This is a genomic window from Candidatus Borrarchaeum sp., assembly GCF_019058535.1.
Classification (GTDB): Archaea; Asgardarchaeota; Sifarchaeia; order Borrarchaeales; family Borrarchaeaceae; genus Borrarchaeum; species Borrarchaeum weybense.
Genome location: NZ_JAHPYX010000209.1, coordinates 1 through 12737, shown reverse-complemented (window position 1 = coordinate 12737; position 12737 = coordinate 1). Strand labels below are relative to the sequence as shown.

10 protein-coding genes are annotated in these 12737 nt (G+C 34.9%); 8 read left to right on the top strand and 2 right to left on the bottom strand.

The genetic code is table 11. The features are described 5' to 3' along the window. Positions 1 to 122: 122 nt before the first annotated feature. Entirely contained in the window at positions 123 to 422 is a 300-nt protein-coding gene (locus QVB70_RS12740) for a hypothetical protein (protein ID WP_287586847.1), read from the bottom strand. Between the two features lie 601 nt (positions 423 to 1023). On the opposite strand from QVB70_RS12740, the gene QVB70_RS12735 reads away from it, so the two are divergent. After that, positions 1024 to 1500, top strand: coding sequence for a hypothetical protein (locus tag QVB70_RS12735; RefSeq protein ID WP_287586845.1), 477 nt, complete (start codon positions 1024 to 1026; stop codon positions 1498 to 1500). Between the two features lie 121 nt (positions 1501 to 1621). Beyond that, positions 1622 to 2062: a hypothetical protein gene (locus QVB70_RS12730; protein ID WP_287586843.1), complete on the top strand. Its 441-nt coding sequence runs from the start codon at positions 1622 to 1624 to the stop codon at positions 2060 to 2062. A gap of 31 nt (positions 2063 to 2093) precedes the next feature. Here the strand turns inward: QVB70_RS12730 and QVB70_RS12725 are convergent, their stop codons facing one another. Beyond that, positions 2094 to 3425, bottom strand: coding sequence for a helix-turn-helix domain-containing protein (locus tag QVB70_RS12725; protein WP_287586842.1), 1332 nt, complete (start codon positions 3423 to 3425; stop codon positions 2094 to 2096). 601 nt (positions 3426 to 4026) lie between these two features. Between QVB70_RS12725 and QVB70_RS12720 the strand changes: the two genes are divergently transcribed. From QVB70_RS12720 to QVB70_RS12695, 6 genes are all read left to right on the top strand, one after another. Further along, positions 4027 to 4584: a hypothetical protein gene (locus tag QVB70_RS12720; RefSeq protein WP_287586841.1), complete on the top strand. Its 558-nt coding sequence runs from the start codon at positions 4027 to 4029 to the stop codon at positions 4582 to 4584. A 217-nt stretch (positions 4585 to 4801) separates the two neighbouring features. Beyond that, positions 4802 to 5215, top strand: a complete 414-nt coding sequence (locus tag QVB70_RS12715; protein WP_287586840.1) for a hypothetical protein — start codon at positions 4802 to 4804, stop codon at positions 5213 to 5215. A gap of 33 nt (positions 5216 to 5248) precedes the next feature. Continuing rightward, positions 5249 to 6247 carry a hypothetical protein gene (locus tag QVB70_RS12710; protein ID WP_287586838.1) on the top strand — a complete coding sequence of 333 codons (999 nt, stop codon included), beginning with the start codon at positions 5249 to 5251 and terminating at the stop codon, positions 6245 to 6247. A 22-nt stretch (positions 6248 to 6269) separates the two neighbouring features. Beyond that, entirely contained in the window at positions 6270 to 10517 is a 4248-nt protein-coding gene (locus QVB70_RS12705; protein WP_287586836.1) for a hypothetical protein, read from the top strand. A gap of 16 nt (positions 10518 to 10533) precedes the next feature. Next, on the top strand, positions 10534 to 11385 hold the full coding sequence (locus QVB70_RS12700) for a hypothetical protein (protein ID WP_287586834.1): 852 nt from the start codon (positions 10534 to 10536) through the stop codon (positions 11383 to 11385). After that, complete coding sequence (locus QVB70_RS12695) at positions 11382 to 12575, top strand: hypothetical protein (protein WP_287586832.1); 1194 nt, start codon at positions 11382 to 11384, stop codon at positions 12573 to 12575. Before QVB70_RS12700 ends, QVB70_RS12695 begins: the two co-directional genes overlap by 4 nt. Positions 12576 to 12737 lie beyond the last annotated feature (162 nt).

Here is a 12737-nt window from a genome sequence, read left to right as displayed (position 1 = left end):
TCTCAATCCTTAATATATTGAGATAAAATTTGCTTAAAAAGAAGTGAAGACCTATACTCATCTAAATCTTGAGTAGCGGTGAATATAATTCATTATGTTATTGAATTATGAAAATCCATGCTTCAAAAAAAATGAGATAGTACAGAGTTAACGAGATTTCGAGCTGTCCTATCTCTTTCATTAATACGTTTTATTGCTTCATGAACCAGTTGGTTCTTTGATACCATGTATGCTCCGGATCCACTTCTTTGTAAGATATCCAGATCTACAAGACGATCTAATCGCAATTCTACATCATCATGATATCGGAAAAATCGAGCCAGAGAATCCTTTGTGTGTATTTTGTCAGTATGCCATAAAAGATGATTAATAAGGCGTTGACATTGCCTTACTTCTCGCTCGATCGCCCAAAAAGCACCCAAGAATACTCCTCCCATTAAATAGAATATATAGTGGTTATGATAGTTTTTAGATGAGCTCTTATAGTTATGCAGAGCTTTATTTAAGGGCAGCACTATTAATTCCCTATGTAGAAATAACTCTTCTTTTACAAAAATATAAAGTTTTCTAAAATAGCTTTAATTTCGCTTTAATTCAAGAAAAACATTGATCATCAATCAAACATACATTTCGTTTAATACCACGACTATTGCGTTTAATAAAACGAAGAATATATCGAAAATTTCTGCCAATACTAAACACAAGATAAATAGCAATAATCTCTTTAAACCATCTATTCGCATTAGAATAGCATTCTTATGAACGATAGGCAATTAACATAAGAAGTATTTAAATAAAGTCTAATGTAGTAGAACCTATTTAAAGTTTATAAAGAGACGCGCCTTCGCGCTCGTATAAATCGAATAGTGATTTAAAAGGAAATAGGTAAGTTTATAAGATGTTACATCTGAGGTGTTATTTCATAAACTTTAAGTTTAAGGCAGGGGCATGAGATAAATTACGCAAGAAACGATTTTTAACCTTAGATGGCTTACTAAGCGATATTACAAAAGGAAAGGGCTTGTGGCACTCGATATTTCACATTGGCAACATTATAATAAGCTTTCAATTAAGAAGATGATGTGTAAGAATGCTCTATTTTTAAAAGATTCTAACGATAAGCCTTATGGGATAGTGATTCTTAAAGATTGGAAAAGAATAATCGGGGTTAATCAAGGTTACCAAGTAGCACGTCTCCAACAGCTTGTAAAGAAAGAAGGCATTGAAAGCGATTTAAAATTCATTTTAGTTGGCAAGATGGGCTTTTCAGAGTCTATCGAAGGATTTGCTCGTAAACAGAAGATTGATTTAAAATCTGAAGCAAGTATGTGCTATGAATACCCATCATTAGGAGAATTTGTGCGCAAGCTAAAACGATCAAAGGAAAAACAAATACAAGAGGAAGAGCCAGAGGATATTGACACGCCATCTGAAGATAATATAGAAGACCTTCATTTTTCACAACGGAAAGATGCTGAAAAGGAATCCTTCTTTGATTAGAACAGAAATTTTTATCTCTTGAGCCTTTTTTTAAGCTTGATTTTTCATTTTCTATTTTAAAAATTGATTTAAAAATTGGTGGGATTTTATACTTAATTTAAAATATTCTCTTTGATAGAGTATGCCAGGTCGTAAGTTGCATTTATCTTTTGGATTCATATTTGGTTGTTTTAATGTTATACTCTCACTTTATCTAATTAAAATCGATGAAGCGGTGTTCAGCAATTCTAAATTAATGATTTTGTCATTTATAGGTCTTGGTACACTGGTTTTTATGCAAATAGCTATTGCAACGGTTGCAAGTATTTTCCCGGATTTCCTAGAACCAGCTACCTCGAAATATCACCGAGGATTCTTTCATAGTCAATTCATTTTAGCTATTTCAGGTCTGCTGATCCTCTTGATTTTTCTTGGTGCAATAATAACTTCCGATTTAGCAACAAAAATACTTTCCGTTCTCCTATCATCAATGATTCTTGGATACCTTAGCCACTTGCTATTGGATTATCCGCTACCACGTTTTACAAAGAAAAAACGGTTACATTTTTTTCAGAGATGGTGACCATTACTGGTCAGCGATGATTACTCAAAAGTTAGTTAAATAATATTGCGCTCATTTCCTTTTTAATATCCTTTTGGATTGCTCTGATTACTTTTCTAGCACTTGTTTTTGATATATAGCAGTCTCTGGTTATTCGTTCCCAGTTCAATTGAGAGAGGTTTGGCTTTGATAGAGTATCTTTAACATCTTCTCTATCACTTAGTTTAGTTTCAGAATCAATTTGAGTCGCATTTTCGATGAGTTTTTGTGCTTTGATAGTGAAGACGATTCTTGGTTTCTTCTGATCTTTCATGTTCTTCCTTTTTTCTTCTGACAGAAGACCTAGCTCTTTAAGTTTTTGGATATGGTAATAAACTGAGTGATAAGATTTCTGTAATTGATCGGCAATCGTTTTAACGCTGAGACGACCCTGATCATATAAGAGCTGAAGTATCTGGCAACGCAAACCATATCCTTTTTCATAGCCAGAAAATGATCTAATATTTTCTTTAATTTCATCTAAGGGAAGAACTCGCCTATTTTTTTCTTTGTTCTGATTTTGAGAATTAGGGCATTTATTTAAAGAAATAAATTCCTCCGTTGTAGACTCCTTGGTCCATGCATACAATAATAGTGCAACTGATTGTACGTCTGGCTTTATGATGTATTTTTTATACCCTAAACGCTTGAAAAGCCCTTTTGCCGTCAGAATGACATTGAATGGAATGCCTAGAACCGCGCCGAAGTGTTCGAGATAGTAATTTACAAGATTAATGAACTGTTTGTTCTCCAGCATTCGGGGAGATGACTTCACAAGTTGTGTAAAAACAATTCGGTTAGCTGCTTGAAGAACCTTACTTCGGGAGACTAGTGGGTGAGTAACAGACATTATTTCTTGAAGAGTTCGTGGTGAATAGATGAAACTGACTCCCCACACTAGAGCAGTTGCAGCAGCCATAATACTATCAAGATGTGTATACTGGGGTATTTCTTGTAGTATTTTTTTGCTATATTGTTCTGCATCTCGAAGAATTACTGACGGAAGTTCTAATTGTGCACATATGCGCGCTATTTCGCTGGTAAAGAGTTTTTCTCGTGCATCACGTTGATATGATCTTTTTATTTTCTTATGTAAAATTCTGTATTTCATGTAACTTTGAATTGATACAGGCTTTTTATTAAACGAAAGTTTCTTATCTTTGTCCTTCTGTCTCCATTTGTAATTAGTTCTCGTTTCATTGAAATCAAATGGCCTGTCTTCAGCAACTATGCCACAATGCTCACAGACAAGTTCCATGTTCCTAAAATTAACTAAGGATGAGCCACATTCTGTACAGCATTCTTTGTAGTATGTTTCTGGAACTGTGGTTGTTAAAATTTCCATTTTATGTCCTCCAACAACTTTTTGCAAGACTTAGATAACAAAAGAACGACTTTTAGTATGGGGTATGTTACGAGATTTTTGTCAAGGTCATTCTTTATTTCAAGTGCTCTAAATCTATGCTCTATGTTTATTTCCTTTGCAATAACTTTGTTTTTTCTTTGAATTGTGTTATTCAGTTTACTTTCGCCAATCACCTAAGGATGATTGTATTTTCGGGGTATATTGATTTCCGATTAAACTGACTAACTGTCTTTTTATAGTTCTTTTATTTTATAAAGTTTTTTGTTTTAAAATTTTTTAAAAAACAAAAGATCTTTCAAACCAAATACTTCGACAAAACCATTCAAACCGAGTATGCTATTTTTAGGAGTAAAAGAAGTGAAAAGATTTTTTTTGTATCAAAAAATCATCTTGAATAGTTGTTTAATAATATCTGAAATTATGAACATCGAGCAAGCGATAGGTTATGTTTTTAGAAAAACTTAAATATATCATCAGGTTCTATATTATGCGGAAGCTATATTTAATTTTTAAACTCTCACGGGTTTCTTTACTATATCTTGATATGTAAGATGAAAAGACGTAAAGAAGGATGTAAGAAATGCCTAAAAAAGGTAAGAAATCGCAACCAACAGGAATAAGCATATCAAACTTTTCTGATGATGATGTTCGAATTTTGACTAGCCTATTCAGTGTGCTAGCTAACGAGAAAAGACTCGATATTCTGAAAACGACAATAGCTGAGGATATCACTCGTTTGAAGGATCTAGCTACGGAATTAGGCGAGAAAAATAGTGCACAAATTGCCTTGCATGCTAAAAAGTTATTTGATGCAGGTTTGCTAAAAAAAGAAGGTGCATCTCTTAGAGATTCAAGGGAGTATGTCCCAACGATAATAGATGAGACTTATGTATTCTTACGAATAGCACTAAAATACGCACAGATTTTAAATTCCCGAAGGACTGAACTTGAATTGCAGCAATTGAAAGCGAATGCAGAGGCAGCTAATAAAACATTGGCAGAGAGCCCAGCACTTGCAGGTACTGTATCGTTCTCAGATATTTCTACAAAATTTGACGATTCGTTAGAACTTGCCCACGAGGAATTTAACAACTTAGTAAGTCAATTCTCAAAGATGATCAACCTAAAGGAAATCTAATTTCTTTATTTATTTTTTAGTCTTTTTCATTTATTTTCTCAGTTCTAAGCATAGGATATTTCTTTTTATATTGATTCTTAAGGAAAGAGAACTTATTTGCATTGTTTAACAACTTGAAAGTCTATGTTTCTTTTTGTTTTTAAAAATATTTTAATTTAGACTTCTTTATAAATTAGGATGTGCCAGATATCCATAGAGAACTATGGAGTCCAGAAACTTGAAAGTTGCGAGTTTAGATGATTTTAACCTGGCTATACGTTCGGCATTGCAAGCAATTCTTCAAAAAGTTGGCCTTGTGACGCCATATGACCTTCAACACATATTAGACCAAATGAAAATTGATCTTGATGGAAAAGAAAAAAGAAAAAGTTTAGAAGAGTTGTCTGATTCAACGGGTAGCAAACTGGTTTACGGAAATATCGAATGGGACTCCATCCTGTACCCTTATGTTCTCACTCATAAAACCTTCGAATTACTACGAATTTCATTAATAGAACTTATTTCCCACTTCAAGCAAAAATATAGAATCAGTCGTAAAGAGATGTGCTCTATATTGATTGGAGTACTGATCCTCTCGTTTAAAAAACAGATAGGTAATGTTGAGGACAAAGACAGATTTCAACATCGTTAAATAGTTTATAAGAACAAAGTTGTGAGACATTCGATGTTAATACCGAGCGAGCAAATCCCGTTTCTAATGGCAGTGACAATTATAGCTATGGCTTTTGGGTGGCTAGTCAGAGTTGCATACTGGATCGTGCCAATTTTAGGACGTATCGGTAAACGGGTCCTTGATATCCTTACATTCATTGGAAATATCGCTCATTACACCGGCCATATTATAGGTGGTTATTTAGTTAGTCAAGATTTCCGTATGGTGTATCGTGCACATCCTAATTATTCATATGCTGCGGGTTATTTAGTTCCGGCAACATATCAAAAACAAACAATATCAAAGAGTAACGTAACAAAAGAAGACGTACAAGCATCTTCTATGTTCCTTAATTTAAGGCGTACTACAACAGTAGTATTGATGCCCTTTCCTTTCATTATTTTACTAATGGGAGTAACTTTCGTCCTCTTTTCAACTATAGTTGATGCAACTGGTCTATCTCAATTTAAACTTGTATATTTTTGGGTGCACTGTAGCTTAGCGTGGCATTTGCTTCCTGACGATGAAGATCTCATTTCAATCTATAACGCCCTGTTGACGCGACATATAGGTTCCCTCCTATTAGGATTTGCTGGCGCTTGCGGAATAGTCTTTGTTATTCTGTTTGGCACGCAACTCTGGAATTATCCTTCAATTGCATCAGCCATAGTCACCTATACACCTTTTAGCCCTGGTACCTTTGGATTCCTTGTAAGCATTGCTTTCATAACCTTGAGCATTGTGTTAGTCATTGCACATTTCAACTTCAGAAAAGTCTCTGGAAAAAGTAAGCAAATTGCTGATAATGCTTGGCTTAATACTGTGTATCTGTGGAAGCTAAAGCATGGACGTCAATGGTATTCTCCACTTAAAAATGCTGAAGAACAGCCGATTGTTTCTAAAAACCGTTTTACCGCGAAAAGGTTAGTTATAACTGGACTTAAACTGTTAATATTGCTAATCTGTTCCTTCATTGGAATTGGATTCATTATCCTGTTCTTTATATTATGAAAATATGAAAAAGTGAATGAAGATGATCAACGACTTAAGGGGAAAAAAAATCGAAGTTATACTCATCACAGGCATAATGATGGCAGCTCCGGTTCTTTTCTTCTTCTTATTAAGTTCATTTAGTATTTTCCTCCTGGTTGCTGTCATTGAATTATTCTGTATCGCATTTCTTGGCATCAGAAAAAGGGCAAGAAACCAAATAAAAAATGAACGAGCAAATCGAACAACTAAGATTCCATCCTATAATATCGAATCCACAAATATCCTCCAATCAGTCAATCACAAAGAAAAGAATAGAGTGGGGAATGGAAATATTCAACTACAAATTCCCGACTTGATGAATGATGAGAGTCTCTTCATTATCGACACTTTCAATGAATTAGAGTTCTTTGAAGTTTTTCTAGACTTAAAGGGAAAGGAAGAGACTGTTATGCTCGTCACTAAAAACCCTAATTCTCTTCCAGAATGGATATGCGGTATTATGGCATTTAAAATCGAAAGATTCACACATATACAAAGTCATACGCAAGATAACATAACCGCCTTACTTGATCATATGGTTGGAAAAACATTCTCAATTTCATATGTAACTGATCTAGATCATGCCTACATTCGAGTAATAAAAGAAAGGCCAATCACCTCTACATTTCCTGCCGCTGCAAATGTCTTGATTGCTGAATTGTTGGAAGATTTTCTACTAGTTTATGATGCATTCATCACAGAGTTTCCAGGTTGCGAAATACGGCAGCTTATCGATAAAGCACTGATAAGTCATTTATTCGGAGCTCTTGTAGACTTTGAATCACAATCTGAAATCACGGCACTTACTGCAAAAAAGAAAGATATTGAGACAGAATTAGAATACAATAAAGTCGAAATACAATCTGTTAGGGCGTTTTTCTTACCTAAGCAACTCAGAAATAGATACGGAACTATTGCACGAACTAATGATTTGTATTATTATGACATGACAGAAGGCGATCTTAATGTCACACCATTCTTACTGGCAGCTATGGCTATGCAATTCCAGAATTATTTAGCGTTTCTGGTAATAGCAGTGATATTACTTGCGATTTGGACTCTAGTAAAAGAATTAAGCAATAAAAATGAACCTAGTGCTACTGTAAGACTCAAAAGAATTGTCCCTGTTTTTGAAAACGTCTGGATAAGCGGAAATTATGCCTTTATCCAAAAAAGAGGGAACATAGTCCACGCACTAGCAATTCATCAAATTGGTGAAGGAATACCCCGAACGGTTAGCAGCAGCTCATATTCTCAAGAAAGTCCTATAACAAAAACCGATGGCTTGCAAAAACTATTCAGGACACTTTCCATAAACAGATCGAATTTAAGGTCATTTGTTCATGCGAAAGGTCGCATAGCTAACACAAATGTTGAATTAGTTGATGAAGAAATTTTGGACGGCAGAAGAATGCATTACAATCCCGAGCCATATTTCGCAATTACACCATATTTCGTAGTAACTCAGCCGTTTGTGTACGATGGACAAGAGAAACTTAATGATATCTTAGCTAAATTTGATGAAGTAAATCAACAATTGAAAGTTTCTGTTAAGAATGCATTTCCAACTCTGAAGCTTATTCCCTCAAATCCAACGAAGATCTCGTTAAGTTTTGAATATCTCTTATCCCAACTCTATTCCTCGTATTCAATTGAAACTGTGAAACTAGACCAATCACAAAAAGATTCGGAGATCAAAGTAGGAGTCTTCAAAAGACCCTTAGAAGCAGATAGCTGTTACTTTTCAAAGAGACAAAGCCAAGGATTCTTCGAGGTCGTTTCTGGTGTCGCAAAGAGATATCAACCAGCACAATTCGCAATTCCCGCAAAGACAGAGAATACCATCTTCTTGGGATACGCGGTTGATACGACATCAGATACCGTTACAACTCGTGAGGTAGGTTTTGATATACAGCATTTGAAAACTAACATAGGTGTCTATGGAGTAGATCGGATTACTACAATAAGACGTATAATCCACGAGTTGTGTAAAAGACAACATAATGTGATTTTAATCGATCCACAATATTCAGAAAGAGCAAAAAGAAATGAACCAAATTATTTTGATCTTCCTGCACACTCATTAAAATTAGGAACTGATTTTTGTTTCAATCCACTTGATCGAATGGGTGGAAACATAGGGGACTTCATTGATGGCTTTCTAACAATATTACAGAAAATTTATGGCAAGGGAGATCTCAGTCGCTGGCAATTTGTGACCAAGAAATTAAAAGAACTCTATGAATCAAAAATGAATAATGGTGAGAATGATCCTCCTACTTTAATTGAGTTATTAGAAAATTTAGAGTTTTCAGAGGATGAAGAATTCATCGAATTTGGTACTCCTGCACTTGAAGAGTTAAAAGATGTGTTGGAAAGAATTTTATCAGATCGAAAAAGAATCGCTGCCATTGGTTCTACAACTTCACATCCATTTCACATGCTGTTCAACACTGAAGGTTTAACCGTTATCGATCTATCAGACTTTAGCGATAGGAATTTCCTATCATTCCTCCTTCAACTTCTGATTCACTCGATACACACTTACCGAAGATATAACCCTTCAGCTTCTCAAAACACCGTATTAATCATAGAAAATTCCGATATGATCTTTCCTGAGGCCTCTTATCTCGTTTCTTATCGTTATAGGTCGAGAGTAGAGAAATTCTTTGCTTTGGAAAGTTTGCGAAATACCTCACTTATTGTCTCTATGGAATCGCCAAGTGAAACTCCTTATTTATTTAACCTTCCTCGTACCAAGATTATAGGACGCGTCACCACAGCCACAGATATACAATTAGTAAGTGACACACTAGGTTTGAAAGAAAGAGGTATCGATTCTCGGTCTCCGAATCCCCTTCAGGAGACGTATTTGAGAACAATGAAGAGTAATCACGCCATATTATTCTTGCAGAAAAAAGGAGAAGCAGCACAGTATGTTCCTCTGAAAGTAGAGGACGTGCAAACATATCCTAGTTCTACTGAGAGGGATGATGATCAAAAAACTAAGTCAGTTCCAATGTCACCGATATGGAATAATGGAAAATTAAAGCAAACAGTTCTAGAAAAAGATTTCGATAGTGAAATTGATCTGTATTACAATATCTTGCATACATTAAGAGATATGGGCGATCGGGGTGTAATGTATTCTGCACTTTCAGAAATGTTACATGATACTACTGATGAAAAACAACTTGCTAAGGCAACAATAAATTTGATCAAGCAACGATATGTTTTTCGGAAAGAATATACTCCGAGAGATTCATTTAAACCTCTTACAACTATCAGTATAAGTCCAAAAGGGCTTCAAGCCATTGAAGAGTATGAAATGAAGAAAACTCTAAAGATACAGCAATCGATTGATGCTAATGAATCCTTTACAGGCAATAATAATATTTCTGACAAAAATATTGAGATTGAAAAACCTGTGCTTCCAAATACACCATTAATCGATGATCAACCTGGAATTGAAGGCTATCTTAAATCAATAGAAGAAAAGGCTTCCCCAAATGATGCAAGAAACCTATTAAGACAGGCACATGAATTAAGGAACAATTATCCTCAAGCAGCAACGTCTTCAATAGTCTTTTGTTATGATGCGATAAAGATAGCGCTCCTACGATTACTTGAGATTGATACAGATGCAAAAATAGAATTAGATCAAATTGTACGAGCCTTAATTACTTGTGAAATAGTTCTTCCTATTGACTATTCAGGCCTGCAAAACGTTATCCAGAAACATAAACTGGCAATAGTTAAAGGAATTATGCTCGAACAAGCAGATATCGACTCAATAATTGGGGATACTGAACTTATCATAGCTGAATTAGAGAAATTCAAACTTAAGGTTAGAGACCGTATACGCGTAATTAAACAACTGTTGAATAATTCTTCAGAAGAATCATTTGAAGAACAAGAAATTAAGAATATCAAAAGAGAACAAATTGATTCTGCAGAGAATTTTATAGACAATATTTTTCCATCAGAAAACGTTGTTGAAGCGTTACCAGTTAATAATATTAGTTTTCATGATGATTTGAAATTGAATGGACTCTTAAAAGATATTTGGGATATAATAGGGCGAGAAGGTGGTCTTAAATCTGTAATAAAAAACCAACTCATACTTAAGTCAGCTCATACTTATGATAATCTTGGAATTGAAAGGGCAATCAATGCAATGATAAATAGAGGACTGTTAAGGGAATCTGATGGATTTCTGCAAAGATGTGGTTTTACAGAAAATGTGTGAATTAGAGGGTAAAAAATTGAATGAAAGAGAAGTTGCAGAAGTATTAAAGAAACATTTTACGAATCGGGGTTATAAAGTACTGTTGGAACTGCAAATAACTGAAGATGACACTACAATAACTTTTCCTGGATACCTAAAACAAAGAAGACCTGATTTGTTACTCATAGATCCATTTTCGAACATAGTGGCAATAGAGGTTGAAAATGAGCCTTTTGTCGAACATCCAGAAGTGTTTAGGGAAATATCAAACATTACATACTTAGCATTTCCAGCCTCTTCTCTTAAAAAAGAACATATAGTTCGTTTTTTCACTGCTGAACTGAGGCGATCAATAGATAGCGGGATCGGACTTTTAAGCGTATCAAGAAAGGCTGTAAAAACTTTGGTAGGTCCAGCTACAAGAAAGCTTCCAGAGAATATGAAAGACGAACTTATGAGATTATCTGAGAAGAGAATACAAAAGGAAATTAGGATAGAATTGATTGAGTTCTACAAATTCATGTACGAAAAAAGCAGAAAGCATTGGGATAAAGCTTGTAGTTTACTAGAAGGTGGTGGACTAGATTCTGAGTTTTATAAAGAGGGGAAACTGGCACTAGTATTCGCATTAAAGGCAAGATATGCACAAATGCTGCGTGAACTGCCGTCTATTGACACCTCAATCGATGAGTTATATGATTCACTGAAAAAGTACAGCCAAACGCTAAAATCACGTCCAAGGTGGCTGCCAATAAAGAGACACATGGATAAAATTTCACTTTCATCAAAGGAACCTATTGAAATCTACAGCATAACCAAGAGTCTAGAAGATTCTCTGAAAAGATTAGGAGTTAGTCTTGATATAACTCCAGTTGTGGTGGTATTATGAGGGTTTACTTAGCCAAAAGGTCTATTCGATCAAAATTCCTGATCGTTTTGTTTATTTTACTTTTCTTGACCGTTATTACATCGCTTTTTGTATCAAATGCGATTGCTATTGAAGCGCAAAGTGACTCTGACATGCTCACGTTTAATTCTTTAGGAATTAATACACGAGTCTTTAGTTCAGAGAATGGAAATGAATGCGAAGAAACCATAGAATTCAATGTAGACATAGATGATAATTCTCACAACCGCTATTCTCTCCATTTGAATTATCTGGCAGGCGGAAGTCGTCCTTCTAGTGATTTTGACATAGCAGTTACCGTTAACGATGACCATGTCGTAAAAAGTTCGATTTTTAGATTCATCGAACGTGGCACCAAACAGTGGCGGCATATTGAAATTCCCTATGAATATATGAAAGACGGAACGAATGCAATAACTATTACCATTTCGTTTAAATCACTCTCTACTGCAATCTCTACGTTCACGCTCTTTGGGGAATCCTATTTTGAAATCACCGGAATAAATGTCATAAAATCTACAGGAGACTATTCATTAAACGATTTGGTAGTGTTACCTAGTAACAATTATGAAGATAAGATAGTGGGCACAGGCGCTATCGGTGGATTTTATAGCTGTAAGTTTGAACCTCAAGTAGAATTCTTCTTACAAAGGAATTTGACTTCGGTTAATACACAACTTGACGTCATGTTTCACAAAGATGTTCCTAGCGATTGTGAAGTGACGTACAATGTCTATGTTAATGATAAAGCATTATACGAAGAAGAAAAGATATTTGAAGAAGGTAAAATACAAGTAACACCAACTACTCTTAACGCTGGAAGAAACTCAATTCGATTTCAAATACTCATAAATTCATATCGAGTTGCTGGAAATGGAGGAGAAACACCCTATACCTTTGTCCTTAAAATCGGTGATAATTCAAAGATTTCATTCTCTAATAGCAATTTTAACAATGAAGGCAATAGTGAAATCTCAACAGTAGATATACCGAACATTCTTTCATTCAGTTTAGTGGTAGCTCTCTTGATCTTCGTTCCATCATTCTTGTTCTTTACTTTGAAGTACAAACGAAGTTTTGCTAAGGAAACAAAAGTTCAAGTATTATCTTATGTTGATGCAAATGACTCTGGGAAGATAAAAACACTCAGAATAAGAGAAGAAACTTCTTAACAACAAATCTGGACAGATTAGTTTGTATCACTTTTTTGTCTCTTTTCAGCCTCTCTAACAACCCAATAATATCTTTCATCAGCAGTACCTTTTGTAATTAGAATAATCACATTACCAAGCCTTTGTTTAACTGTTCTGTTCCGTCTTTGGTGAGCCCTGATT

What these genes read in the sequence shown, in the direction of transcription:
- QVB70_RS12730 (WP_287586843.1), top strand. Translation starts at nt 1,622, where the DNA reads ATGCCAGGTCGTAAGTTGCATTTATCTTTTGGATTCATATTTGGTTGT.
- QVB70_RS12725 (WP_287586842.1), bottom strand. Translation starts at nt 3,425, where the DNA reads ATGGAAATTTTAACAACCACAGTTCCAGAAACATACTACAAAGAATGC.
- QVB70_RS12720 (WP_287586841.1), top strand. Translation starts at nt 4,027, where the DNA reads ATGCCTAAAAAAGGTAAGAAATCGCAACCAACAGGAATAAGCATATCA.
- QVB70_RS12710 (WP_287586838.1), top strand. Translation starts at nt 5,249, where the DNA reads ATGTTAATACCGAGCGAGCAAATCCCGTTTCTAATGGCAGTGACAATT.
- QVB70_RS12705 (WP_287586836.1), top strand. Translation starts at nt 6,270, where the DNA reads ATGATCAACGACTTAAGGGGAAAAAAAATCGAAGTTATACTCATCACA.
- QVB70_RS12695 (WP_287586832.1), top strand. Translation starts at nt 11,382, where the DNA reads ATGAGGGTTTACTTAGCCAAAAGGTCTATTCGATCAAAATTCCTGATC.